Origin of the sequence: uncultured Rhodoblastus sp. (assembly GCF_903903185.1) — a bacterium.
GTDB lineage: Bacteria > Pseudomonadota > Alphaproteobacteria > Rhizobiales > Beijerinckiaceae > Rhodoblastus.
The window spans coordinates 12,599-38,884 of sequence record NZ_CAIUXT010000177.1; the positions used below are offsets into that span (position 1 = coordinate 12,599).

Here is a 26,286-nt window from a genome sequence, read left to right on the forward strand (position 1 = left end):
GACGACCGCTGTCCTCAAGAAAGCAGTCGGAATCATCGGTTCGATCGATTTGCGGCGCCGGTCCTCGCGGCGCTGAAGCTCCAAACCGCAGATAGCGGCCGCTCGAATTGACGGTTGGCCGCCAGCTCGGCGCCACAAGCGGGAATTCGACTCGGCTCTGGGTATCCGCGGACCGTGAAGGAAAGCGGAAGTTCGATTTGACGGCGCGGCGGCCCCACGCCTTAATCGCCGAGGCTTTACCCCTGTTCGACGAAAGCGCGCAACGCTGCCGGGAAGCAAACGATTTTCCCGCGATGACCCAGTTCGACCAGCCCGCGCGCCGCCATTCGTTTCAGCATTGTGCCAGCGGAATTGCGCGACAGGTTGGCCGCGCCCGCCAGTTCATCCTGCATGATTGGAACATCGACCGGCTTCGAGTCTTTGGGACCGGCGAAACGGCGCCCGCTCAGCCGCAGCAGCACCGCCGCGCAGCGCCGCTCATTGTCCCGGATCAGCAGGTCGGCGGCTGCGATGAGGGCAATGTCGCCGTTGGCGATTGCGGGCTTGATGAAGTGGCGCCACCACTCCGGCCGCGCCGACAGAGCTTTTTTCACATCGGCCTGGGAAATGCGCGCCAGCCAGACCGGCGTTCGGGCGCTGGCCGCGGTCGGCCGGGGGCGATCGAACGCGATCGGACCGTAGCCTAACCACAGAACAGGATGCCCCAAATGCATGAGCGGCGTGTCCGGGCGGCCGACAACCGACCTCATTTCGACGATGCCGTCCGCCAGCCCGATCAACTCGCCCTCCGCTTCGCCGCCGGTCTGGATCAGGGCGCCAGCCTCAAGGCGCTCCCAGCTGCTGCGCGACAATATGGACTGCCCGAAATCGGCGGGCGCGGCGCCGAGCCAGCCGCGCGTGGAGAGGATGCGCATGCCCTCTTCTCGATCCATGTCAAAACCTCTGAAGCAACTTCAACTTTTTCCGCCGAGCGGGCCTTCAAGACCCAAAATTGGGCACAGGAAATATTGATTACATGTTAGCTTCGCGGAGGAAAACGATTTTTGGAGCGCGAGCGATCCGACAACAACCACTTTTGCCAATGTCGGCTGCCGCCGCATGACCATCGGTCCGTGAAAGCCGGCTCAAGGAATGGTCGTTTTGCGACCAAATCGTGGGATGCGGCCAGGGTAAATTCGCCTTGGCTTGTCGCATGGGAAACGCCAGGAGGAGGAGGTTGCAATGAATTGGAATCGAATAAAGCGGTCGGTCGGGGCGATGCTTTGCGTCGGTCTCGGCCTGGCCACGGCGCCCGTGGCGAGCGCGATCGCCGCGGAAAAAAAACCCAATATCCTCTTCATCATGGGCGATGACGTGGGCTGGTTCAACATCGGCGCCTACCACCAGGGCATGATGCGCGGCAAGACGCCGAGCCTCGACAAGCTGGCCGCGGAGGGTATGCGCTTCACCGACTACTACGCCGAGGCGAGCTGCACGGCGGGGCGCGCCAACTTCATTACCGGCGAGCTGCCGATCCGGACGGGCTTGACCACGGTCGGGCTGGCCGGCGCCGACGTTGGCATGCCGGACCAAGCCGTCACGCTCGCGACGATCCTCAAGTCGGAGGGCTACGCCACCGGGCAGTTCGGCAAGAACCACCTGGGCGACTTGAATAAATACCTGCCGACGCTGCACGGCTTCGACGAGTTCTTCGGTTACCTTTATCACCTTGACGCGATGTCGGACCCGTATTGGCACGACTATCCGCAGGACTGGATCGACACGACGGGCCCGCGCAACATCGTGCATTCGTGGGCGACGGATAGCGAAGACACCACCGTGATGCCGCGCTGGGGCGTGGTCGGCAAGCAGAAGATCGAGGACGAAGGCCCGCTGGCGCCATGGGCGAACATGAAAGACAAGCAGGACTGGCAGGTTGGCCGGCCCGCCAAATATGACATGGAAAGCTTCGACGAGGTGCTGGTCGAGAAGAGCAAGGGCTTCATGGATAAGGCCAAGAAGGCCGGCAAGCCGTTCTTCATCTGGCACAACACCGCGCGCATGCACGTCTGGACGACGCTTTCGCCGAAGTATCAGGCGAAGATGAACGCCGAGAGCAAATATGGCCTGGAAGACGCCGGGATGGCGCAACTGGATGATTCCGTTGGCGCCCTGCTGAAACACTTAGAAGCTATTGGCGAGGCGGAAAACACCATCGTCGTCTTCACCACCGACAATGGAGCGCAGGTATTCACCTGGCCCGACGGCGGCATGATGCCGTTCAAAGCCACCAAGGGAACCGTCTACGAAGGCGGCTTCCGCGTTCCGGCCATCATCCGCTGGCCGGGCAAGGTCAAGCCAGGCACGATCAACAACGAGATCTTCTCCGGTCTCGACTGGCTGCCGACGTTTTCAGCGGCCGCCGGCCGGACGAACATCAAGGAGGACCTCCTCAAGGGCTTGAAGATCGGCGAGCGGACCTACAAGAACTATCTCGACGGCTACGACCAGACGGCGCTGTTGACGGGCCAGGGCCCGTCCAATCGAAATGAAATCGTCTACTTTGGCGGGACCCATTTCGGCGCGATCCGCATCGGCGACTTCAAGTTTCAGTTCTACCAGCAGCCGAATGGCTGGCTCGGTGAGAAGGAGACAACGGACGCGCCGATGATGACCGACCTGCGCGAGGATCCGTTCGAGCGTCTGGGTTCGGTGCGCGGCGAATCCATGAACAATGGCGGCGGCAACGGCTACATGAACAGCTTCTTCGCACGCGAGTTCTGGCGCTTCATCATGATGCAGAAAGCCGTTTCGGTTCTCGCCAAGTCGGCGGTCGATTTTCCGCCGATGCAGCCGGGGGCGGGCTTTGGCATAGAGGAAATCAAGGCGAAAATTGAAGCGGCTATCCGTGAAGAGGCCGGCCGGTAAAGGCTGCCGGGTTACGGTGGCGGCGATACAAAGCGCCGCCACCGTCGCCTTTTCACCGTAACCGAACTTTTTCTTTCGATGGCTGAACGGGATATCCAACGATGAAATTGAAGCGAGCAAGGCTCCTTGCCATGACTGCGCTCTGCGCCATCGGCGCCGCGAACATCGCAGGCAATGTTCTTGCCCAACAGGTCGCGATTCCACAAAAAGCCGCCGAAGTTCCCGGCCCGGCGCCGGGTCCGATGACCAAGGAATATGTGCAATTGGTGGGCCGGATGGCCTATCTCTGGGGCTGGCCGCTTGTTTACGTCCATAACCAGCGCGATGCGCTCTCCAAAGCGCCCGAGCCGATCCTTCTCAATGGCGTTTTGCCTCTGGCGCCGATGAATGGCGTCGTGATGCTGACCAGCTATATCAGCCCGGCCGAGAGGTATATCGGCGACCCCAACCAGGACGTCGTCTACGGGCTGGGCTATCTCTCGCTCGAAAAAGAGCCCGTCGTCGTTCAGGTTCCGGATTTTGGCGACCGCTTCTGGACCTTGCCGGTCTATGACGCGCGCACGGACCAGATCAGCGAACTTGGTTTGCAATATGGAACCAGGCCCGGCTTCTATATGATCGTCGGGCCGGATTGGAAAGGCGCGACCCCGTCCGGCATTGCCGGCGTGATCCGCTCCTCCACCAACTTCGGCATCGCTATGCCGCGCATCTTCATGAATGACACGCCCGAGGATCACGCGGCCATCCAGCCGGCGCTGTCGCAAATCCAGTTCTACCCGTTGAGTCAGTTCGACGGAAAGATGAAGACGAAGGACTGGAGCAAGATTCCCAAGATCGACCGGAAGGGAGTCCCGGCCAAATATTCGTCCACCCAGCCGCCCTGGGTCGACCCGGCGACCTTCTTCGACGAACTGCCGACGGTCATGAAGGAAGTTCCGCCGCTCCCCGGCGAGGAAGCGCTCTACAAACAGATCGGCAGCGTGCTCGATGCGGCCGCGAAAGACCCGGAAGTGATGAAGACGCTGCGGGAAACCGCCTTTGCGGCGGACCCGGAACTGATCGCCCCCATGATGCGGTGGCGCTTCAACGGCCAGCCGGCGGGCAATGGCTGGACGTCTCCGGCCAACAACGGGGCGTTCGGCGCCGATTATTACCACCGCACCGGCGCCGTGAAGGCCGACCCCTACGACAACAAGCGCAACGAGACGATGTATTTCTACACGGACAACGATACGTCCTTGAAGCAACTCGTGGGCAAGTCCTCTTATTCCGTCACCTTCCCGAAAGGAGAGCTACCGCCGGTAAAGGGGTTCTGGTCGCTGACGATGTACGACCCCGAACATTATTTCGCGGAAAACGCCCTGCACCGCTTCGCCCTTGGCACCAAGGACAAGACGCTGAAATACAACGCGGACGGCTCGTTGACCCTTTACCTCGGGCACAAGTCTCCGGGCGCGGACAAGGAGTCCAACTGGCTCCCGGCCCCGGCCGGGAATTTCTCGATTTGGCTCCGGGCCTATTGGCCCGAACAGGCCATCCTCGACGGTTCCTGGAAGCCGCCGGTGGTGAGCCGGCTCCGGTAAACTTGTGGACCGGGCGCAACTCGGGCTGCAATTCCGTATTCGATTGGTTCAAAACAAGCCTCCGCCAGTATCGTGCACACGGGAAAAGGTATTTGGTAAACTACGACGCGGCCTTTTGTTACGCTTGTGCAAAGAAAATCCATCCTGTCGGCGCCGGCGGCGCCTGTCGGGTCGAAGAGTTGACAAGCGGCGGAATTGAAAATGTTGGACCATGAAGCGCAACGGAGCATGAAGGTGACGACAAACGCAAAGAAATACGGCCTGTTCGCGACCGTGCTGGCAGGTTTCGCCTTGTGCCTTGCCTCCGCCCAGGCGCAGGAGGCGGAGCATCCCGATACGGGCGCGCGCGTCACCCACGACACCATCGACAAGGCGGGCGAGACGGACATCGCCAAGGAATCGGAAAATCCGATTGGCAACCTGACTATCCTGCCTTTCGAGAACTACACCAATTTCGATGTCGGCCCGCACAAGGGCGCGCAGAACATCCTCCAGTTCGAGCCGGTGGTGCCGCTGCATATCAACGACGACTGGACCCTCATCAACCGCGCGATTGTTCCGCCGGTCTGGAACCCGTCCTATGCGCCGGCGCATGTCGCATCGTTTGGGCTCGCGCCGATAGAGTACGAGGGGTTTTTCTCGCCCAGCCATTCGGTTGACGGCTGGACCTGGGGCGCTGGCCCGGTCGTGCAGATCCCCGCCGCTACGAGCCCGACGCTCGGCTCCAGCGTCTGGGGCCTCGGCCCGACCGCCGTTCTCGTCAAGACAACCGACCACATCGTCGCCGGTGTGCTCATCAACAACGTGTTCTCGTTGGGCGGCCATGAGGGACCTCACCCCAACCGCTATTCGCAATTTCTGGTCGAGCCCTTCATCAATTATAATTTCGGCCACGGCTGGTTCATCGCCACCGCGCCGCTCATCACCGACAACCAATATGCAACCGGGACAAAATGGACCGTACCCGTCGGCGGGGTGGGCGGTCGAATCATCCGTGTGGGCAAGCTGCCGGTGAAACTGTCGATCGGCGCCTATTACAACGTCGTTCGCCCCGAATATGGCGCGACCTGGACTCTGCAATCGACCGTGGCCTTCATCTTTTGATGTCTCAGGAAAATCGAGGTCCGATGAAGCTGGGGTCGCTCTTGCACGGAATAGGCGTTGCAAGCCTCGTCGTCCTGGGGTTGACGGGCTGCGGCGGCCCCGAGGGATTTCTCGCGCCCGTCCCCTCCGACGCCCATGCGCCGGGAACGACCCATGTCGAAATGGTGGTGGCGACAACGCGGGAGCGCGTGGAATCGCCCGCGTTCCTGTTCGGCGGCGGTCGCGCCAACGACGTATCCTTCGCCGACATGGTCATCTCGATTCCGCCGGACGCCCATCGCCAGATTGGCGAAGTGCAATATCCGCGACAGCTTCCCGGCAATCCAGAAACGGATTTCGTGACCCTCAAGGCCGATGTCGTCACCCGGTCGCAGGCGGCGTCAGCGTTCTCCCGCATGTTGCGCCAATCGCACAAGAAGGAGGCGCTGGTCTTCGTCCATGGGTTCAACACCCGTTTCGAGGACGCAGTATACAGTTTCGCGCAAATTCTGCACGATTCGCGCGCCTATGACGACGTCGCGCCGGTTCTGTTCACCTGGCCGTCGAAGGGCAAGATCGTCGCCTATGGCTATGACCGCGACAGCAGCACTTTTTCCCGCGACGCGCTCGAAAATCTGTTGCGCCATCTGGCCGACGATCCGCAGGTCGAAACGATTTCCGTTCTCGCCCATTCGATGGGCAATTGGGTCACGCTCGAAGCCCTCCGGCAAATGGCGATCCGCGACGGTCGCGTCCTCCCGAAAATCAAGCTGGTCATGCTCGCCGACGCCGACGTCGATGTCGGCATCGCCCGGCAACAGATTTTGACGCTCGGGCCCGAGCGACCGCATATCGTCCTGTTCGTCTCCGAGACAGATCGCGCGCTCGCGGCCTCGCGGGATTTTTGGGAAGAGCCGCGTCTCGGCGCAATCGATCCCGATGTCGAGCCATATAAAACCATGCTCGAACAGGAGCAAATATCTGCCATCAACATGACCCATATGCCGCAGCATGGTTTTTTCGGTCACGGCAAGTTCTCCTCGGACCCGCGCGTGGTAGAACTGATCGGCCGCAGTCTCGCGTCGGGTCAGGTGTTGTCCGCCAGCCGCGTCGGTCTGGGCTCCCGGATCATGATGACGACGGCGGGCGCGGTGGGATCGGTCGGCCATGCCGCCGGACTCGTGATTTCCGCTCCCGTCTCCATCGTCGATCCGGAGACGCGCAACAATTTTGGCGATCAGATCGACCAGTTCAACCAGTCCGTAAGACAGATCGGCGCCAATCCCTACTGAGGCGGGCGACAATTTCTCGGGAGTATCCATGGCCCTTTTCCTCGCCACGTTCACCACCTTGCTGGCGATCATCAATCCCTTCGAGGCGCTGCCGGTCTATCTGGGCTTCGCCGAACATATGGACGACAAGGCGCGGCATTCGCTCGCTGTCCGGTCGTGCCTTTACGCGCTGATGTTGATGTTCTTTTTCCTGATCTTCGGAACCTTGTTGCTGAAGGTGTTCGGCGTGCCGCTGGCTATGGTCAGGATCGCCGGCGGCATCATCCTCACCCGGCTCGGATTCCAGCTGTTCTCCGCGCCATCCTCCGTCGCTGGCGGCCCCGCGCCATCGGGCGACAAGGGGAACGGCGCCAACGGCGACCCAGCCTTTGTGCCGCTGTCCATGCCGATCATGTTCGGACCGGGGGCCATGGCGACGATCCTGGGCATGACCTCGCAGGTGAAGCATTCGGCGACCGAAATAGAGGGCTTCGTCATGGTCTCGGCGGCGCTGGTGGCGACCATGGCCACGACTTGGCTATTTCTGGCTGGCGGCAAGCGGTTGCAAAAGCGGCTTGGCGCGCGAGGGATCGACGCGGCCACGCGCATCGTCGGCTTCTTCGTCGCCTCGATGGGCATAGGCATGGCCTTCGACGGCGTCATCGAAGCCCTGCAAATGCACGGGATGACCGATCTCCATTGAGGTCGGCATGCGGCTGCAAACTCGCTTATTACCAAGTTTCACGGGCGAAACCGACATTCATGCGCGAACGATTCGCGCCTTCTGGAAGGGCGGCTTTGGGCGAGTTCGTTGATAGCGGGCAAGGTTGGCGACCGTCCGCTCAGGGTCAAAACTTGCCCTTCGAGCATCGACCGCTTCTGCGGTTAGAATCCTAGTCAGCACCATGAAGAATATTGCGTTGCAGCGCGGAAGCGCGACGCGGCGCGCCTCGAGTAGGGAGGGCAATGCGATTCGAAGGGGACGGGTCACGCTTTCGCCGACGGCGCGTCTGTTAAGGGCTGGTGGCAAGGGCGGGGTGGGTTGAGAGGATAGCAAGTGAGGGATGTGTCCAAGATGAGGAGACAACCCCATGAAAAATTATGTTTTTTACGATACCGAAACCACTGGTACACTGCGTGGATATGATCAAATTCTGCAGGTTGCCGCAATTCGTACAAATTGTGATTTCAATGTGATTGATAAAGAAGAGGCGTCCTTCAATATCCGCTGTCGCCGGCTTAGTTATCAGGTTCCGTCGCCTGGCGCGTTACTTGTTACCAATCTAGAGCCTCATGATCTCGAGGAAGCACATCTTTCTCACTACGAACTGGTTCAATCGATGCGCAAAAAATTCGTATCGTGGTCTCCGGCGTGTTTCACCGGCTTTAATTCAATCGGGTTCGACGAAATTCTCATCCGCCAGGCCTTCTACCAGACACTACATCCGATCTATTTGACTCAGTTTTCCGGCAACACCCGCGCCGACGCGTACTTGATGGCGCAGGCGATTGCGATGCACGCGCCCAGTGCGATTCGGATTGGCGATGCCGTCGAGGGGAGTTTCCGACTTGGCAATTTGGCCGCAGCAAATGGCGTCGATTTGCAAACGGATGCTGCGCACGAGGCCATGGCGGACGCCAAGGCGGCCCTTGGCCTCATGCGTGTCATGCGCGATCGGGCGCCAGCGCTTTTCGCTAGAATGATGCTGAATTCCGATAGAAACTTCGTGGTCTCGTTCATCACGGATACTCCTGTTTTTCAATGGTCTGCCGTTTTTGGGCGCAATCGTCTTTCCGAACGGGTAACTTACGTGGGCGCGCCGCCAAGCGATCGTAATCTGCTTATTTTGTTTAATCTTTCCTTCGATCCGGATGAGCTCTTCCCTCTCTCGGATGACGCGTTGGCGAATTGGATCTACGGCCCGGTGAAAGCATTCCGCCGAGTCCGTGCAAATGCGTTTCCGATCATTTTGCCTCTGGAGTTCCCGGCGCACGACGGCAAAGCTGGCTTGCCTGCGGAAGCCGAATTGTACCGGAGAGCGGCGGCCGTCGCCGCCAACGCCGAATTCCGTGACCGCGTTATTCAAATTTTGGAGCGTAAATGCTTAGATCGCCCAAAAGCAAACTTCGTTGAAGACCGGATTTACGATGAGTTCATTACGCCGCACGACGCTAGACTTTGCTGCCAGTTCCACTTAATGCCCTGGGAAAATCGACTTGCGCTCGTCCATGGCCTTGACGACGAGCGTTTGCGTCAGCTCGCGACAAGGCTTATTTTTGTCGAACGTCCTGACTGCCTCCCGGAAAACATCCGCTCGGAAATGATCAGCTGGGAGTTGGCGCGAATCGAAGCTGACGGCGAGGTTCCCTGGCTTTCGGCGCCCGCCGCGATCGACCAACTGCGCGCGATGTGGCGTAGCGCGGACCCTGCCGTTCGGCAGAAATTGGAGAAACTCGCGGCGTACATCGGGAGCCTCCGGTCCCTGGCGACGCAGAAGCCCCATGTGATCTCTCGTTAAAACGTCAAAGACATCCCCGAGTTTTTAGCTCGGGGACGTCAAGGCGATCGAACTCGGCTTGCCGTAGTCAGATTTCGATTTACCTCGATGCTGAACTGTCGGAATGTCGGTCTTGGTCGATTCCTTATTTCGTTCGCCCTTACATCTGCCCGATTGTTCTTCTGAATGTCTCAGCCCGCATTTCATCCTGAAGATCTGGCCCGCGTCGCGATCGATCGTTCGCTGGCGGCCTGTGGATGGCTTGTGCAATCCAAGGCCGAGATGAACCTTGGCGCGGGACCCGGCGTCGCCGTTCGCGAATTTCAGACTGCCTCCGGCCCCGTCGATTATGCGCTTTTCGTTGGACGAAAATTATGCGGCGTCGTCGAGGCCAAGCCAGAGGGCATGACCCTTTCCGGATTCTCGGAACAGGCGGCGCGGTATATCGCGGATGTGCCGAAACATCTCATTCGCGAAGAAGGCCAGGTTCGTTTCGAATATGTCTCCTCGGGCTCCGAGACGATTTTTCGTGACCACGCCGACCCCGAACCCAAATCCCGGCCTGTCTTCGCTTTCCACCGCCCGGAAACCATGGAACGCTGGCTGAAGGAAAGCGCCACCTTGCGCCGCCGGCTCCAGTCGATGCCGCCGCTCCTCCCGGACGGGCTTCGCGCCTGCCAGATCGACGCCGTCGCCGGGCTGGAAAAATCCCTTGCCGCCAATCACGCCCGCGCCCTCGTCCAGATGGCGACCGGCGCCGGCAAGACGTTTACCGCCTGCACCCTGAGCTATCGCCTGCTTGCCCATGCCGGCTTCAAGCGCATTCTGTTTCTGGCGGATCGAGCCAATCTGGTCCGTCAGACGCGGGCGGAATATCTCGACTATCGCCCGCCGGGCACGGGCCGTTCCTTCCCCGAAATATACAACGTCCAGCAACTGGGCAGTTCCGGCCTCGGCAAGGATACCCAGATCGTCGTCGGCACGATCCAGCGCGTCTATTCCATCCTCACCGGCAAGCCACTCGACGACGAGGAGGAAGAAACTTCGTCCTTCGAGGCGGCAAGCCCGGACACCCAGCGCCTCATCGCCTATAATCCCGCCATCCCCATCGAGAGCTTCGATCTCGTCATCACCGACGAATGCCACCGCTCGATTTATGGCACTTGGCGGCAGGTGCTGGAATATTTCGACGCCTTTATCGTCGGGCTCACCGCCACGCCGTCGCCGCATACGCTCGGTTTCTTTAACCGCAATCTGGTCGCGCAATATCCCTTTGAGCGATCGGTCGTCGATGGCGTCAACGTCAGCTTCGAAATCTTCCGCATCCGCACCGAAATCGGCGAGCGCGGTTCGACCGTCACCGCCGGCTACGATCTTCCCGTCCGCGACAAACGCACCCGCGCCGAACGCTATGAAACGCTGACGGAGGATTTTTCCTACACCGCCAGCCAGCTCGACCGGACCGTTCTCGTCCCCAACCAGATCCGCACGGTGCTGGAGACTTATCGCGACAACCTGTTCACCGAGCTTTTCCCCGGCCGCAAGGAAGTCCCCAAAACCCTCATCTTCGCCAAGGACGATCACCACGCGGAAGAAATCGTCGGCATCGTCCGCGACGTGTTCGGCAAGGGCAATGATTTCGCGAAAAAGATCACCTACAAAATCGACGGCGCCGATCCGGATCAGCTCATCAAGGCGTTCCGCAACGATTTTTATCCCCGTATCGCCGTCACCGTCGACATGATCGCCACCGGCACCGACGTCAAACCCATCGAGGTCCTGATCTTTTTGCGCGACGTCAAATCCGAGCTTTATTTCGAGCAAATGAAGGGGCGCGGCGCGCGCACCATCACCCCGGAAAAGCTGCGCGAGGTCACGCCCGACGCGGAAGCCAAGACCCGCTTCGTGCTCATCGACGCCATCGGCGTCACCGAAACCCTGAAAAGCGTGTCGCAGCCGCTGGAGCGCGACAGAGTAATCGGCTTCGAGAAACTTCTCGACGAGATCGCCGCCGGCCGCCGCGACGACGATTCCATCGCGACTTTGGCGGCGCGGCTGGCGGCTTTGGACCGCCGCATCGGCGACAGGGAGCGCGCCGCCATCGTCAAGGTGACCGGCGGCATCGACTTGCCCGGCCTCGCGTCCAAACTGCTCGACGCCGTCGATCCCGACGTTCTCGCGGCGAAAATCGGCAAGGATGCGCCGGAAAAGGAGCGAGACGAGGCGCGCGAGGTCCTTAAAGATGACGCCCTGAAACCTTTCGACGATCCGGCCTTGCGCCGCCTGCTCAAGGAAATCAAAGCCGCGGCCGACATCCGCATCGACACCATTTCCACCGACGTCGTCGTCTCCTCCGGCTGGGACGAGAAAAAAGCGCAGGACGCCGTCGCCCGGTTCCAGCAATTTCTGGACGAGCGGCGCGACGAGCTGGTCGCGCTGCAAATTCTTTATTCGCGGCCCTACGCCAAGCGGCGGCTGACCTATGACGCGGTGGACGAATTGCGCGAGGCGCTGAAACGGCCGCCTTGGCTGCTGGAGCCGATCGATCTCTGGCGGGCCTATAAACGCATCGCCAGCGACAAGGTGCGCGGCAATCCGGCCGGGACTCTGGCGGACATCGTCATGCTGGTGCGCTATGCCCTTGGCCAGACCGAGACGCTGGAGCCGCTGTCGTCGCTGGTCGCCGGCCGATTCAATCTGTGGCTGGGCCGCGAGGAAAAGGCCGGGCGCGCCTATACCGACGAGCAAAAGGCATGGCTCATGGCGATCCGCGATCACCTCGCCGTCAATATCGAAATTTCGCGGCAGGACATGATGGACGCGCCGGAATTCGCCGCCAAAGGCGGGATTTTGCGCGCGCAAAACCTGTTCGGCGTCCGCCTGCCGGACTTGCTAGACGATTTGACCGAGGCGCTCGTCGCGTGATATATATCAAATGATATATCTCGAAGGAGCGGCCATGAGCGCGACGGCGAAACTTTTCATGCACGGCCGCAGCCAGGCGGTCCGCCTCCCCAAGGAATTCCGCATGGCCGGCTCGGAAGTGCGGGTGAGCAAGGTGGGCGACAAGGTGATTCTGGAGCCGATTGAACCCAGGCCTTTTGACGCCAAGGCGCTCTGGGCCAGGATCGACGCGCTCGGCGGCGGCGATTTTCCCGAAAACGACCGCGGCGATCTGCGCCCCGATCTCGACGACCCAATTTCCTTCGACTGATCGCCGCCATGCTCTGCCTCGATTCCAATGTCATCATCGGCATTCTGAACGGCCGCAAGCCCATTCTGCGCCGCCGGTTCGAAGAGGAGCGCATTGCCGAAAGCCGGCTTGCGCTTTCGGTCGTCGCCTTGTCCGAATTGCGTTACGGCGCCGCCAACAGCGAACGGCCCGAACAAAACAGGCGCGCGCTCGAAGAATTGCTCGAAGCCGGCATTGAGATCCTGAATTTTGACGCCGACGACGCCGCCGAGGCCGGCGCAATCCGCGCGCATTTGAGGCGGGCTGGAACGCCGATCGGACCCTATGACCTTTTGATCGCCGCCCAGGCGCGGCGGCGCGGCGCCGGTTTGGTCACTTCCAATGTCGGAGAATTTTCACGCGTGCCGGACCTGATCGTGACGGACTGGGCGGCGCCATGATGGATTTGGCGTTGACAAAAGAAGTCACTGAGGATGAGGCCCCGGAAGGGTTATGGCGGCTGCCGGAAGGGTGGTCTTGGGCGAAGCTTGGTGAGCTTGGAAAATGGACCGGCGGCGGCACTCCAGCGAAATCTAACTCGGCGTTTTGGACCGACGGGACGATTCCCTGGGTCTCGCCGAAGGACATGAAACGCGATGTTATCGGCGAAACAGAAGACTTGATCAGCGTAGCGGCAGTCGACGGGTCATCAGCGAAATACATTCCCGAAAACTCGGTGCTGATGGTTATGCGATCAGGGATTCTGCGGCACACATTTCCGGTCGCGGTGAACGACCGCGTCGTCACATTGAATCAAGACCTTCGAGCACTGACGCCGGTCCGTTCTTGCGACGCGCGCTTTTTGGCGAACTTCCTTCGCAGCGCGCAAAATCGCATTTTGAGAGATTGCTCGAAAGACGGGACGACTGTTAACAGCGTTGACGCGGGCGCATTGGAAAGTTTCGACGTTCCCCTCCCTCCTTTCGCGCAGCAGCGCCGCATTGTGGCGCGGATCGACGCGTTGTTTTCGGAAATCGCCGATGGCGAAGCGGCGCTCAAGGAGGCACGCAAGGGCCTCGACCTTTTCCGCCGCGCCCTACTGAAAGCCGCCGTCACCGGCGAACTGACGAAGGATTGGCGCGAGAAAAATCGACCCACCGAATCAGGTGCTGATTTCGTATCGCGCATAGCAGTTGAACGCCCGCAGATACGCCTGCCACGAGGACACGCGAGTAGAAATGGTGATCTATCCGAAATAGAAACCGCCGCGCTGCCCCGACTTCCGAATGGATGGGTTTGGGCGCCCTTGTCCGCCCTCGTTTCGTCAGGCCCAAAAAATGGCTATTCGCCAAAGGCCAGCAACGACGGCTCAGGAACGCTCGCGCTTAAGCTGACAGCTACAACGCAAGGTTCTCTAGACTTGTCGCCCCGGGCGATTAAGGCGTTGTCCGAGACCATCCCGACCGATTCCAGTCTCTACCTTGAACCGGGCGATTTGCTCTTTCAACGTGGCAATACGGTCGAATATGTAGGGATCGCCGCCATTTTCGACGGGCCAGAAAAAACCTATGTCTATCCCGACTTGATGATCCGCGTTCGAACCTGCGAAAGGCTGCTTACAGACTGGCTTTGGCGCGTAGCGAATTCGCCATATGGGCGAAGCTACATGGCAGATAATGCGACAGGTACGGCTGGCACCATGCCGAAAATCAGTGGTGAGGTTCTTCGCCAGTTCCCGATTCCCGTTCCGCCGCCCGCCGAAATCGCCGAAATCATCCGCCGCGTGTCCAAATCCCTCGCCGCCGCCGACGACACGCTCAAAATCCTCGACGCCGAGGCCTCCGATGTCGCGCGGCTGAAACAATCCATCCTCAAGTCCGCCTTCGAAGGCCGGCTGGTCCCGCAAGACCCCAATGACGAGCCCGCCGCCGCCTTGCTGGCGCGCGGCGCCGGACAGGAGAAGCCGGCGCGAACGCGCGGCGGGCGAAAGTCCCGACTTGCCGCGAACGGCGGGAAAGCGTAAGATATACACATACAAAATGTATATCATTGGAGGCCGCCATGCAGGTCGCGAAATGGGGCAATAGTCTCGCCGTCAGGCTGCCCAAAAAGCTGGTCGATGAACTGGGTTTAAAGCCCGGCGACGAGATCGACATTGTCGAGGCGGCGAAGGAAAAGCTGGCCGTCGAAAAGATCGACCGCCGCGAAGAGGCCCTTGCGCGCCTTGCAGCGGTCAATCTGAAATTGCCCGCCGATTATAAATTCGACCGCGACGAGGCCAATGAACGGTGACGGTCTTTTTCGATACGAATATCCTTGTTTACTCCCTGGCTGGCGACCGGCGCGGCGCCATCGCGCGCGAGATTCTGCGCGGCGGCGGGATTGTCAGCGTTCAGGTGCTCAATGAATTCGTTCGTGTCGCGCGCAACAAGCTTCGCCTGGACTGGCCGACGATTGACAGCGCTTTGAACGCCTTTCGCGACCTTGTCGGCGATGTCGCGCCGCTGACCCTCGCCATCCATGAAGCGGCCCTGGAACTTGCCCGGCGAGACGGGATCAATATTTTCGACGCGCTCATCGTCGCCGCCGCACGCGAGGCCGGGTGCGATGTCCTTTACAGCGAGGACATGCAGCATGGCCGCGTCTTCGGGCGGCTGAAAATCATCAATCCCTTCGCCTGAGAAAGTTTTTTCAGTGAACGCCCAAAGCCTCGTCGCCAAAGTCTGGAATTTCGCCCATGTGCTGCGCGATCAGGGGGTCTCCTATCAGGCCTATATCAGCCAGATTTCCTATCTCCTCTTCCTCAAGATGGACGAGGAGCGCGTCACCCAGATCGGCGAGGCCTCCATGCTGCCGGACGGGGCGCGATGGAGCGACATCAAGGATCTGTCAGGTGAGGCGCTGACGGCGAAATACGTCAAGCTGCTGGACGCGCTTTCCCGCCAGGCCGGAATCATCGGCGTCATCTTCCTGAAGGCGCAGAACGAGATTCAGGACCCGGCCAAACTCAAGCGCCTCGTCGGCCTGATCGACAGCGAGACCTGGCTCGGCCTCCCGGTTGACGTCAAAGGCGAAATTTACGAAGGCCTGCTCGCCCGCAACGCCGAGGACGTGAAGAGCGGCGCCGGCCAGTATTTTACGCCGCGCCCGGTCATCGAGGCCATGGTGCAGGTCGTCGATCCCTTGCCGCACCAGACCATTCATGACCCGGCCTGCGGCACCGCGGGATTCCTGCTGGCGGCCTGGGAGCATATGAAAAAGCATCCCAAGGCTCGTGACCGCGCCGTCTATTCGGCGCTGAAAAGCAAATTTTCCGGCATCGATATCGTGCCGGAAGTGGTGCGGCTCGCCGGCATGAATCTTTACCTCCACGGCATCACCGGCATCGACTCCATCATCGAGCAGAAGGACGCGCTGCTCGGCTCCGGCGCCAAAAGTTTCGATGTCGTGCTGACCAACCCGCCTTTCGGCAGGAAGCAGAGCTATCGGATTGTCCGCGACGACGGCGAGATCGACAATGAGCGCGAGGATTACGACCGCTCCGATTTTTTCGTCACCACGTCGAACAAACAGCTCAATTTCCTCCAGCACATCATGACCGTGCTGGCGCCCAATGGCGAAGCCGCCGTGGTCCTGCCCGACAATGTGCTGTTCGAAGGCGGCGCCGGCGAAACCATTCGGCGCCGGCTGCTGAAAAACTTCGATTTTCATACCCTCCTGCGCCTGCCGACCGGCATTTTCTATAAACAGGGCGTCAAGGCGAACGTGCTGTTTTTCGACAAGGAGCCGCCGTCCGACCAGCACGCCACCAAGGACCTTTGGATATACGACCTGCGCACCAACAAGCGCTTCACCCTCAAGGAACGGCCGCTGGTGCGCGCCGACCTTGACGATTTCATCGTCAACTATCGCGCGGGCCGTCAGTTCGAACGCGAGGAAACGGAGAGGTTCCGGCGCTTTCCGCTCGAAACGCTGCTGGCCCGCGACAAGGTCAATCTCGATATTTTCTGGCTCAAGGACGACGCCCTCGACGATCCCGACCTGCTGCCCCCGCCGGACGAGGTCGCCGCCGAAATCGTCGAAAGCCTCAAGACCGCGCTGGAGCGGTTTCAGGCGGTGAAGAGTCAGTTTGAGGGATGAAAAGCGGGACCGCCTGGCGTCGCCACCAAGCGCGCCTGTGATCAACAGGTCTTTATGGCGTGGAAAGATCGCCGATTATTTCGTCCCGTGGTGTCTGGGAGAATGAGATCTATTTCGTATCCCCGGGATTACCGATAAAATTAGAATATTCATTTTTAGCTCTATGTAGTTTTTGCTACCATTCCACGACATCCAGCCTATACTGGCTACAAGACCGAGACGAGGCATTTATTTATGTTTCCTATTTGACCCAAGGGAAGGGACTTTGCCCATCGTCGCGGTCCAGCGCGCGCATGGAATCGTCGCCGCTGTCGACGGCGCAGCACTTTCGTCTTGACGAGATTAGATTTAGAAATTATATCTAAATCGGACAGCGTTTCGCCTTTGTCTATTTGCCTCTCCACCTTGCAAGAGCCTGCTCCTTAGCGCTGATCGTGTTCCATCACTCCGTGGACGGCAGGATCTGGCGCGTGACCAAGGCTTCCGAAATCCATTCCACTGTTGCGTCGTCCCGCCCGCTGAGCGTCGGGGAGGCCGCGAGAGCGCTTGGCGTGTCGTCGAAGACTCTTCGCGGCCATGTCAAGGATGGCGCTATTCCCTGGATTTCCATTGGTCGCGGCAAAGATCGCAAGCGGCGCAAATTTGATCCTCAAGACCTCGAAACATTCAAGCAGTCCAGGAAAATCATCGGAGAAGCCGGATGTCCGTCTACAAAAGAAAAGGACAAAATACCTACTCCTTCGATTTCCTCGAAGGGGGGCGTCGGTTTACGGGAAATTCTGGATCAGCGAACCGCCGCGAAGCGGAACGCATCGAAGAACGCGAACGCCAAAAAGCGCGGAACCTGAAAACCGAAGTCGGAAACGTCCCGGGAGCGCCCGAAACCTTCAAGCATGCTTCTCTGCGGTATTGGCAGGAAGTTGGCCAGCATCTGGCCGGAGCCGACACGACCCTGCGCAACCTGATCCGGTTGGAAGACTATTTGGGCGACATCGGCCTGGATAAAATCGACAACGAAGTCGTCGCCAGGGTCGTGACGTGGCGCCGCGCGCACCATGTCGGAGGCCGGGAGTTCATGCGCGATCCCGAGGACCCGACCAAATCGATTCCGTCGCCGTTGATCTCCAATGCGACGGTCAACCGGTCGGCGACCGAGTTGCTGCAACACCTGCTGACCCGCGCGCGCAAGATTTGGCGCATCGCGTTGCCGTTCGAGCCGACGTGGGGCGAGCATATGCTCAAAGAGCCCAAAGAATGCGTTCGCGAGGTCAGGGCGTCAGAAGAGAACACGCTGGTGGAGTCGATCCGCCCCGATTACCTGCCGCTGGTGGATTTCGCGCGCGCCTCCGGCTTGCGCCTCGCCGAGTGCCTGTTGCGCAAGGATCAGGTCGATCTGGCGGGGGGATTCGTCTACTTCACCGGCAAGGGAGAGGAGGCTTTCGCGCAGCCGATCACTTCGGAGATGCGGGCGATCCTGATGGCGGCGATGGCCAACGCAACCGATTATGTCTTCACTTATGTTGCGGCGCGGACCCGCAAGGGGGAGGGGGGCTGGCTGAAGGGAGAGCGCCTGCCGATCACGGCGTCGGGCCTCAAAACGATGTGGCGGCGCGCGCGCCGCAAAAAGACCGGCGCGCGGCTGCCGACCGACCTGCGGTTTCACGATATGCGCCATGATTTTGCGACGAAGCTTTTGCGCGAGACCGGCAATTTGAAACTGGTTCAAAAGGCTCTGCATCACCGGAGCCTGACGACGACGACGAAATACGCTCACGTCCACGACGTCGAGGTCGCTGCGGGCATGGAAAAGGCCGCCCAGTCCCGCAAAAAGTCCCGCAAAGCTTCGAAAAAGGCGGCCAAGTAGATGAAAATGAAAGATAAAACTGTCATCGACCACAGGGCTGGGGGACTAGGGGTCGTGGGTTCGAATCCCGCCACTCCGACCATTTTTCCTGCATTGGTTTAATAGAGTTTGCATTGGTTTAATAGATTTTGGCTGCGGAAAGCCCGTCGCCTCTTATCATTTTTCTCTCTATTCGAGACCTGTCGAAATCGGGAAACTTTGGTGCAAGCCGAAGAGCCGTAGCCAGATTTCCAATGCAGGCGCATTCGCGACATACCAAGACTCACAGGCAATGATCCATGAGTCTTGGCCCGAGCCAGCCGAGCCATCGTGTGGCTCAGCCTATCGCTCAACCGGAAATATGGCGTTCGATTTCCCACACCGGCATTTTGGTGAAATCCTTGTCGATTTCGCCGATGATCTTGGCTTTCACATTGGCGTTCAGCACACGACGCAACTCGGCCAGCGTCCGCGCCGGAGCGGCGATCACCACAGCGGTGGCGGAACGCTCGCGCACAACGATTTCGAGCGCGGCGGCGGCGCGTTGCGCGAAACGAATTTCTTCGACGTCATGCCAGTCCGTCGTTTCGACGGCGCTGCGCGCGGCGGAAAGCGCGCTTTGGTAGACGCGTCCAGGCCGGTCTACGCCCTGTTCGTGGGAGTATGCGTTTTCCTCGGCCATAACGTTGACGGTGACGAAATTGGCGAATTTCTCGTCACCCTCATTGCGCAGGAACAGAGCTTTGCGGCCATCGCCGACAAAGACCAAGCCGTCATGTGGAACCGAAATTTTGTTCACGATAAAACTCCCGATGTTCGGGCGGTTCGCCGTTGTCTCGGCAGCGCCGTCCTCTGTTGTGAGCGCAACGTCCCCGCTGCGCTTCAGGCTGGCGGCGAGCAGGCAAGTTTCTTCTGTTTCCCTCGTAGACCTAGCACCATATGCGTTTCCTCGCGTCGGCGCCATGATCGGAGTCAAGTTTTTGGGGCTGATGCCGAATTTGTGAAGGGGAGAAGCCTTCGTCCGGCGCGCTCGTCGTCGAGAAGGCGCCCGGCCTCGGTTTCGAACCTGTGTCGCCAATTGGGTTTTTCGACCGTCGTGCCGGGGACGTTGGGCTGGACTTCGCTGGCGAGGGCGTCCTCGATGGCGACGATTTTCAGCGCGCAGGGCGTTTGCGCGATGAAGCCGATCGCGGCGTCGACCGCCGGCCAGCCATCCCAGGCCGGCGGGTTCTCGCCCTCGACGACGCCGCTGGCCCGGAAAGCCTCCCAAAGCTCGCCGCGCTCGCTGTAGCGATCCGCCTCAAGCTGCGCGCGCCGAGGCCCGTCGTCCAGATCGGCGCCTTTCCACCAGCCGGCGGTGGCGATCATGTCATGGGTCGTGGTCATGGCGACGGCGTCGCGCGACCAGGATTTTGGCGGCGCATAACCGTGATCCTGGCGCTCGAAGCGCAGCACCCTCATGCCATAGATGCCCTGATCGCCGAGAAATTCGCGAAAGCCCCAGGGCGTGGTGCCGAGATCCTCGCCGATGATCATCGCGCGATGACGCCAGGATTCGAGGGCGATCAGGCGGAACAGGTCCTGCTGCGGCAAGGCGACATAGGCGCCCTCCAGCGCGCCGCGTCCCTGCGGGACCAGCCAAAGCCGGCTCATCCCCATGACATGATCGATGCGCAAGCCGCCGGAGTGGCGCAGGCTCGCGCGCAAGGTCTCGATGAAGGGCGCGAAGCCGTTGGCCGCTAGCGCCCGCGGCGACAGGGCGGCGAGCCCCCAGTTCTGCCCCTCGGCGGCGTAATAATCGGGCGGCGCGCCGATGGAAAGGCTGGTCAATATGTCGGCGGGGCGCGACCAGGAATGGCTGCCATCGGGGTCCATGCCGATGGCGAGATCGGTGATGAGACCGGCCTTCATCCCGCTGTCGCGGCAGGCTTGCTGCGCCGCGCCGAAGCTCTGGCCGGTCAGCCATTGCAGGAAAATCTGGAAATCGACTTCTTCGGCGTTTTCGCGCTCGAAGGCCGCAACTGCAGGGCCTGCCGGGTCGCGCAGGCCCGCCGGCCAGTGGCGCCAGCTCCAGATTTGCTGTTCCCGCCAGATTTTTTGCTGCAGGACTTCGAAAACCGCGTGGTCGCGCAGCAGCGGACCGGCGTTCTGGCGGAACTTCGCGAATTCGGCGCTTTCCGACGAATTTTGGAAAATTTCGAACAGCTTGCGCAAAAATTGCAGCCGCGCCGGCGCCGCCGCCGGCCAATCCACCTGTGGCAAGGCGGAAAGCCGCGCCATTTCCGCCGCCAACCCGGTTAGGTCGATCGCCTGCGCGACCATCGCCGCCGGCAGGACCAGGGCGGGATCGGCATGGAGCGGGTTGTAGAACAGCCGCGTCGAGGGCGAATAGGGGCTGAAGCGCTGGGGTTCGGCGCCAAACAGCGCATGGACCGGACTGATCGACAGCACATCGGCCCCGAGTTTGGCCGCCGCGCGGCCGAGGTCCGCGACGCCCCCGAAATTGCCGATGCCGCCATCGTCGCGGCTTCGCAGCGAATAAATTTGCGCGGCGAGGCCGAAACCCGTCCCGCCCTTGAGGTCGGCGAAAGTCACGCAGCGTTTCGGCGCCGTGGCGATGACGATATCGCCGGCCGGCAGGTGGGCGACGTGGTAGCCCGGCTCGTCGAAAGCCGGCAGCAGCAGCGCGTCGGGCAGGATTTCGCGCGGCGCGATGCGGCGCGTCTCTCCGCCTTCCAGCGTGACCGCGATTTTGGACGCGCCCGCGACGCCCGGCAGACGGAAGGGCTTGCCGACGCGCGCGGTGATCAGCGGCGGGGCGTTCTGCCCGACGAGGTCGAGAAGGGCCGAGGAATCGCGGATCTCGGCTTCGGTCGCGGCGGGCAGGCCGAGGGCGGCGAGGATTTCACGAAGCGATTGCGCCGCGACCGCGCGATCATTGCCCGCCTGATCCGTCCATTGCGGCGAAACGCCAGCCTTTTGCGCCAATTGCCGCAGGTACTTGTCGCTCATTGCCGATATTGTCTCCGCGCCCGCCGCGGGCGTCAGAGAATGTCATAGTTTTGTGGCCGGGTCAGCAGCAAGAGCGGCTTGTTCGCATGCGGCGATAGGCTTAGCTTGAACGGCGACGAACTCGGGCGCCGGCGCTGGCGTCGTGGAAATCCTGTGCGAGACCCCATGTCCTTTTCCGGCCTGTGCGGCGGCGAGCATTTCGTCTTCGACGATCTGAAAAACCTGCTCGCCGCCGCGTCGCCGCGACGTTCCGGCGACGAGCTGGCGGGAATCGCTGCGCCCGACGACGCTGCGCGGATCGCGGCGCGGCGAATCCTCGCCGACCTGCCGCTGAATACCTTCCTCAACCACGCACTGGTCCCCTACGAGCAGGACGAGGTGACCCGGCTGATCCTCGACAGCCATGACCCGCTGGCCTTTGCGCCGGTCCGCTCGATGACGGTCGGCGAATGGCGCGACCATCTCTTGTCCTGTGAGGTCGATTCCGCTGCGCTGAAAGACCTCGCGCCGGGGCTGACTCCGGAAATGGCCGCCGCCGTCAGCAAATTGATGCGCAACCAGGACCTGATCGCCGTGGCGCGCAAATGCCAGACTGTCACCGCGTTCCGCAGCACCATCGGGCTCGAAGGCCGCTTGTCGACAAGGCTTCAGCCCAACCATCCCGCCGACGATTTGAAAGGGATTGCGGCGGCGACGCTCGACGGTCTCGCCCATGGCGCCGGTGATGCGGTGATCGGCGTCAATCCCGCCTCCGACAATCTGCAAAACGCGTTTTGCCTCATCGACATGCTGGACGAAATCCGCCAGCGCTACGCAATTCCGACCCAGACCTGCGTGCTCACCCACATCACCAATGCGCTCGAAATCATGGCGCGCGGCGCGCCGGTCGATCTGGTGTTCCAGTCGGTGGCGGGCAGCGAGGCGGCCAATCGCAATTTCGGCGTCGATCTCGCGCTGCTCGACGAGGCCCATGCCGCCGCCCTGTCGCTCGGGCGCGGGACCGTCGGGAACAATGTCATGTATTTCGAGACCGGCCAGGGCTCGGCCTTGTCGGCGGAGGCCCATCACGGCGTCGACCAGCAGACCATGGAGGCGCGCGCCTATGCGGTGGCGCGGCGCTACCAGCCCCTGCTCGTCAATACGGTGGTCGGCTTCATCGGCCCGGAATATCTCTATGACGGCAAGCAGATCGTCCGGGCGGCGCTCGAAGACCTGTTCTGCGGCAAGCTGCTCGGCCTGCCGATGGGCTGCGACGCCTGCTACACCAATCACGCCGAGGCCGATTCCGACGACATGGACACGTTGATGGTGCTGCTGGCGGCGGGCAATTGCGCCTTTGTCATCACCGTGCCGGGGGCCGACGACATCATGCTCAATTACCAGAGTCTGTCGTTCCATGACGCGCTGTTCCTGCGCTCGACCTTCGGCCTCAAGCCGGCGCCGGAATTTTGCGACTGGCTGGCGCGGATGAATCTTCTGACGCCACAGGGCGGCGTCGTCGATGTGTTTCGCTCAGGCTTCGGCGGGCTGGGGCTTTTGGGGTTCGCGCCCTGAGCGGCGAGGGCAAGCTTTCCCCCGCAGATCCCTATGGGGCGCTGCGCGCCGCTACGCCCGCGCGGATCGGATTGGGGCGCAGCGGCGACGCCCTGCCGACCAGGGCGCTGCTCGATTTCCAGCTTGCCCATGCCCGCGCCCGCGATGCAGTCCATGGCGCGCTCGATGCGCCGGCGCTGGCGCAAGCTTTTGCGCCTTTGCCGACCGTTCTGGCGCAATCGCAGGTCGGCGACCGCTCGATCTATCTGCGCCGTCCCGACCTCGGTCGGCGGCTCGACGCGCCGTCGCGCCTGAAACTGGAGGCTCTGGCTGGCGCGCCGGATGTGGTGTTCGTCGTCGCCGACGGCCTGTCGGCGGCCGCCGTTCAGGCCCAGGCCGCGCCCCTGATCGCCGCCTGCCTGCCGGGCCTGCAAGGCTTGACCATCGGGCCGGTGGCAGTCGCGACTTTCGCGCGGGTGGCGCTCGGCGACGAGATCGGCGCCTTGCTCGGCGCGAAAATCTGCGCGGTGCTGATCGGCGAGCGGCCGGGCCTCAGCGTCGCCGACAGTCTCGGAGTTTACCTGACTCACGATCCGCGCCCCAACCGGCGCGACAGCGAACGAAATTGCATTTCCAATATTCACCGCAATGGCGGCCTGAGCATCGAGCAGGCCGCAGCGAAACTGGTCTGGCTGTTGCGCGAGGCGCTGCGCCGGGGGCGGACCGGGGTGGAGTTGAAGGAGGAAAGCCCGCATATCGCCCTCGCGCGCCCGGCGATCGGGTGACGGGTCTTTTTGGGGCGAAGCGGCGGCGGGTGAAAATGATATGGACGGGGTGAAAACCGGTTTGGGCCGGCTGAATGTGTTCTTGTTTTGTTTCACGTGAAACGAGCGCCGAAATGGCATGGGTGAGCAGATCGGTGGTGTCGTTGTTATAAACTATTGTTCTGAAATTAAAATTCGTCGCTGCGCGCGGAGCGGAGACCGGCGCGCTTCGACGCTTTCGTCGCCGGCGGAGGTCGGTTTGCGGCGGGCGGCCCGTACACAACTTTAAATTGAAACAGATGAAAATGACGTTTTTTCAGACGAAAAACGCGTGAAATGTCATGAAATTTCACGTTTTGCGCGGTTTTTGGCGCTTGTTCTACAATCTGGAATTGTAATTTCAGCTTGCGCCAGTTCCGCCGACGAGCGCGACGGGCGCCAAGGCGTAGCCGATCCCTGCGGTGACCGGAGCGAGACCGAATCGCGGCGCACCGCCCAATCGCCCGCGCAGAACGCAAAAGCAACATTGAAGCAAATGTCGATTTGCATGGCGTCAGTTTCTGCAAATTGAAATTTGAAGTGCAAGATAAATATCTAATTTTATTGACCTTTAAGATTCGCGATAAAAAATTGTCCCGGACTGCGCTCGAAATTGGCCAAAAAAGGCGGACTTATCCGATATTTGTCTCATTTACACCGGCGCGGATCAAGTTACGATCGATGTCGCGGCTGGGAACTTCCGCGCGGATTGGAGATTGTCTTTTCCAGCCGACTACTTGACAAAATCGCCGACCAGAACTCTTCGACCGGCGCTTGTCGGTTCGACCATTACGGACAGCGTCCGCCGCGGGCGGCGTCATTGGGTAAATCGAGAAAGCGCCCGCATGGCCCCGAAGATCACCCTTTCTGGACAGACGACGCACGGAGCGATCACCGACGCCCAGACCATCCAGCCTTTCGGCTCCGTCATCGTCAAGGATTCCATCGCCGGCGACCTCGTCGGCGCGACGATCTCGTTCACCGGCGCCAATGGAACGCTCTCCGGCGCCGGGCTCTCCGTTGGCGTCGCCAGCGGCGGGACGGTCACCTATACGCTGTTGGCGGCTGCGCCGTCGGCGCTGCAAGCCGAGCTGCGCGGACTGACGTTCACGCCGACCGCGCATCGGACGGCGACGACGGCATTCGATCTTGTCGTGACCGACGTTACCGACCTTACCGCCTTGACGCCGGTGACGACGCCGACGCTGACGCGCACGCTGTCGAGCGGCGTCAGCAACCCATTGAGTTTGGCGATCGACGCCGCCGGCAATATTTTTGTCGCCAATTACGGCAACAGCACGGTCGAGGAATTCGACGCCTCGGGCGCGCTGGTGCGCAAACTGTCGAGCGGCGTCAGCGGCCCCCTCAGCGTGGCGACCGACGCCGCCGGCGATGTGTTTGTCGCCAATTTCGGCAACAGCACGGTCGAGGAGTTCGACGCCTCGGGCGCGCTGGTGCGCAAACTGTCGAGCGGCGTCAATCAACCCTACAGCGTGGCGATCGACGCCGCCGGCAATCTGTTCGTCGCCAATTATGGCAACAGCACGGTCGAGGAGTTCGACGCCTCGGGCGCGCTGTTGCGCACGCTGTCGAGCGGCGTCAACGGCCCGGTGAGTGTGGCGACCGACGCCGCCGGCCATGTGTTCGTCGCGAATGTTGGCAATGACACGGTCGAGGAGTTCGACGCCTCGGGCGCGCTGTTGCGCACGCTGTCGAGCGGCGTCAGCTACCCCTACAGCCTGGCGACCGACGCCGCCGGCAATGTATTCGTCGCCAATCCCGGTAATAACACGGTCGAGGAGTTCGACGCCTCGGGCGCGCTGTTGCGCACGCTGTCGAGCGGCGTCAACTCCCCCTCCGGTGTGGCGACGGACGCCGCCGGCAATGTGTTCGTCGCGAATACCGGCAACAGCACGGTCGAGGAGTTCAACGCCTCTGGCGCGCTGGTCGCGACGCTGTCGACCGGCGTCAGCGCCCCATCCGCCGTGGCGACCGACGCCGCCGGCAATGTGTTCGTCGCGAATCGCGGAAACAACACGGTCGAGGCGTTCAAGGTCTCGCAACTGACCAGCGTCAGCGATGCGACGACGCAGGTCGCGGTGACGCAAATAGCTCCGAAGATCACCTTATCCGGACTGACGACCCTTGGCGCGATCACCGACGCCCAGACGATCCAGCCGTTCGGCGCCCTCGTCGTAGCGAATTCCTTCGCCGGCGATCTGCTCGGCGCGACGATCTCGTTCACCGCCGCCAACGGAGCCTTGGCCGGCGCGGGGCTCTCGGCGGGCGTCGTCAACAATGGGACGGTGACTTATACGCTGTCGGGGGCGACGCCGGCGGCGCTGCAAGCCGCGCTGCGCGGACTGACGTTCACGCCGACCGCGCATCAAGTGGCGACGACGGCGTTCGATCTCGTCGTCACCGACCTCACCGCCTGGTCG

General features: G+C 61.3%; 21 protein-coding genes and 1 pseudogene. 18 read left to right on the plus strand and 4 right to left on the minus strand.

What is annotated here, in order from left to right:
- Positions 1 to 236 precede the first annotated feature (236 nt).
- A complete protein-coding gene (locus QZY01_RS16375; RefSeq protein ID WP_294539173.1) occupies positions 237 to 932 on the minus strand; it encodes a Crp/Fnr family transcriptional regulator in 696 nt (231 codons plus the stop codon).
- 325 nt (positions 933 to 1,257) lie between these two features.
- On the opposite strand from QZY01_RS16375, the gene QZY01_RS16380 reads away from it, so the two are divergent.
- From QZY01_RS16380 to QZY01_RS16450, 15 genes are all read left to right on the plus strand, one after another.
- Positions 1,258 to 2,907: an arylsulfatase gene (locus QZY01_RS16380; RefSeq protein WP_294539226.1), complete on the plus strand. Its 1,650-nt coding sequence runs from the start codon at positions 1,258 to 1,260 to the stop codon at positions 2,905 to 2,907.
- A gap of 131 nt (positions 2,908 to 3,038) precedes the next feature.
- The gene (locus QZY01_RS16385; protein WP_294539176.1) at positions 3,039 to 4,490 is read left to right on the plus strand and encodes a DUF1254 domain-containing protein; all 1,452 of its coding nucleotides are present in this window, start codon (positions 3,039 to 3,041) and stop codon (positions 4,488 to 4,490) included.
- A gap of 234 nt (positions 4,491 to 4,724) precedes the next feature.
- Complete coding sequence (locus QZY01_RS16390) at positions 4,725 to 5,594, plus strand: hypothetical protein (RefSeq protein ID WP_294539179.1); 870 nt, start codon at positions 4,725 to 4,727, stop codon at positions 5,592 to 5,594.
- Between the two features lie 23 nt (positions 5,595 to 5,617).
- Complete coding sequence (locus tag QZY01_RS16395) at positions 5,618 to 6,865, plus strand: alpha/beta hydrolase (protein ID WP_294539182.1); 1,248 nt, start codon at positions 5,618 to 5,620, stop codon at positions 6,863 to 6,865.
- 28 nt (positions 6,866 to 6,893) lie between these two features.
- Positions 6,894 to 7,547 carry a MarC family protein gene (locus QZY01_RS16400; RefSeq protein WP_294539185.1) on the plus strand — a complete coding sequence of 218 codons (654 nt, stop codon included), beginning with the start codon at positions 6,894 to 6,896 and terminating at the stop codon, positions 7,545 to 7,547.
- Between the two features lie 388 nt (positions 7,548 to 7,935).
- The gene (locus QZY01_RS16405) at positions 7,936 to 9,363 is read left to right on the plus strand and encodes an exonuclease domain-containing protein (protein WP_294539188.1); all 1,428 of its coding nucleotides are present in this window, start codon (positions 7,936 to 7,938) and stop codon (positions 9,361 to 9,363) included.
- Between the two features lie 165 nt (positions 9,364 to 9,528).
- The gene (locus tag QZY01_RS16410) at positions 9,529 to 12,267 is read left to right on the plus strand and encodes a DEAD/DEAH box helicase family protein (protein WP_294539191.1); all 2,739 of its coding nucleotides are present in this window, start codon (positions 9,529 to 9,531) and stop codon (positions 12,265 to 12,267) included.
- Positions 12,268 to 12,301: 34 nt separating this feature from the next.
- The gene (locus QZY01_RS16415) at positions 12,302 to 12,556 is read left to right on the plus strand and encodes an AbrB/MazE/SpoVT family DNA-binding domain-containing protein (protein ID WP_294539194.1); all 255 of its coding nucleotides are present in this window, start codon (positions 12,302 to 12,304) and stop codon (positions 12,554 to 12,556) included.
- An 8-nt stretch (positions 12,557 to 12,564) separates the two neighbouring features.
- A complete protein-coding gene (locus QZY01_RS16420; RefSeq protein WP_294539197.1) occupies positions 12,565 to 12,975 on the plus strand; it encodes a type II toxin-antitoxin system VapC family toxin in 411 nt (136 codons plus the stop codon).
- Entirely contained in the window at positions 12,972 to 14,537 is a 1,566-nt protein-coding gene (locus QZY01_RS16425) for a restriction endonuclease subunit S (RefSeq protein ID WP_294539199.1), read from the plus strand. Before QZY01_RS16420 ends, QZY01_RS16425 begins: the two co-directional genes overlap by 4 nt.
- A gap of 38 nt (positions 14,538 to 14,575) precedes the next feature.
- Positions 14,576 to 14,806, plus strand: coding sequence for an AbrB/MazE/SpoVT family DNA-binding domain-containing protein (locus tag QZY01_RS16430; protein ID WP_294539202.1), 231 nt, complete (start codon positions 14,576 to 14,578; stop codon positions 14,804 to 14,806).
- Complete coding sequence (locus tag QZY01_RS16435) at positions 14,803 to 15,195, plus strand: PIN domain-containing protein (protein ID WP_294539205.1); 393 nt, start codon at positions 14,803 to 14,805, stop codon at positions 15,193 to 15,195. Before QZY01_RS16430 ends, QZY01_RS16435 begins: the two co-directional genes overlap by 4 nt.
- A gap of 13 nt (positions 15,196 to 15,208) precedes the next feature.
- The gene (locus tag QZY01_RS16440; protein ID WP_294539207.1) at positions 15,209 to 16,654 is read left to right on the plus strand and encodes a class I SAM-dependent DNA methyltransferase; all 1,446 of its coding nucleotides are present in this window, start codon (positions 15,209 to 15,211) and stop codon (positions 16,652 to 16,654) included.
- A 470-nt stretch (positions 16,655 to 17,124) separates the two neighbouring features.
- A complete protein-coding gene (locus tag QZY01_RS16445) occupies positions 17,125 to 17,502 on the plus strand; it encodes a helix-turn-helix domain-containing protein (RefSeq protein WP_294539209.1) in 378 nt (125 codons plus the stop codon).
- 134 nt (positions 17,503 to 17,636) lie between these two features.
- Positions 17,637 to 18,518 carry a tyrosine-type recombinase/integrase gene (locus QZY01_RS16450; protein ID WP_294539211.1) on the plus strand — a complete coding sequence of 294 codons (882 nt, stop codon included), beginning with the start codon at positions 17,637 to 17,639 and terminating at the stop codon, positions 18,516 to 18,518.
- A 328-nt stretch (positions 18,519 to 18,846) separates the two neighbouring features.
- Here the strand turns inward: QZY01_RS16450 and QZY01_RS16455 are convergent, their stop codons facing one another.
- Entirely contained in the window at positions 18,847 to 19,296 is a 450-nt protein-coding gene (locus QZY01_RS16455; RefSeq protein WP_294539214.1) for a host attachment protein, read from the minus strand.
- A gap of 173 nt (positions 19,297 to 19,469) precedes the next feature.
- On the minus strand, positions 19,470 to 21,509 hold the full coding sequence (gene malQ / locus QZY01_RS16460; protein WP_294539216.1) for a 4-alpha-glucanotransferase: 2,040 nt from the start codon (positions 21,507 to 21,509) through the stop codon (positions 19,470 to 19,472).
- Positions 21,510 to 21,674: 165 nt separating this feature from the next.
- On the opposite strand from malQ, the gene QZY01_RS16465 reads away from it, so the two are divergent.
- Both QZY01_RS16465 and eutC read left to right on the plus strand, forming a co-directional pair.
- Positions 21,675 to 23,063: an ethanolamine ammonia-lyase subunit EutB gene (locus QZY01_RS16465; RefSeq protein ID WP_294539219.1), complete on the plus strand. Its 1,389-nt coding sequence runs from the start codon at positions 21,675 to 21,677 to the stop codon at positions 23,061 to 23,063.
- Positions 23,060 to 23,827: an ethanolamine ammonia-lyase subunit EutC gene (gene eutC, locus QZY01_RS16470; RefSeq protein WP_294539229.1), complete on the plus strand. Its 768-nt coding sequence runs from the start codon at positions 23,060 to 23,062 to the stop codon at positions 23,825 to 23,827. Before QZY01_RS16465 ends, eutC begins: the two co-directional genes overlap by 4 nt.
- A gap of 318 nt (positions 23,828 to 24,145) precedes the next feature.
- On the opposite strand, the gene QZY01_RS16475 is transcribed toward eutC, so the two are convergent.
- The gene (locus QZY01_RS16475; protein ID WP_294539220.1) at positions 24,146 to 24,391 is read right to left on the minus strand and encodes a hypothetical protein; all 246 of its coding nucleotides are present in this window, start codon (positions 24,389 to 24,391) and stop codon (positions 24,146 to 24,148) included.
- A gap of 299 nt (positions 24,392 to 24,690) precedes the next feature.
- On the opposite strand from QZY01_RS16475, the pseudogene QZY01_RS16480 reads away from it, so the two are divergent.
- Positions 24,691 to 26,286, plus strand: a pseudogene (locus QZY01_RS16480) (hypothetical protein); the annotation flags it as partial.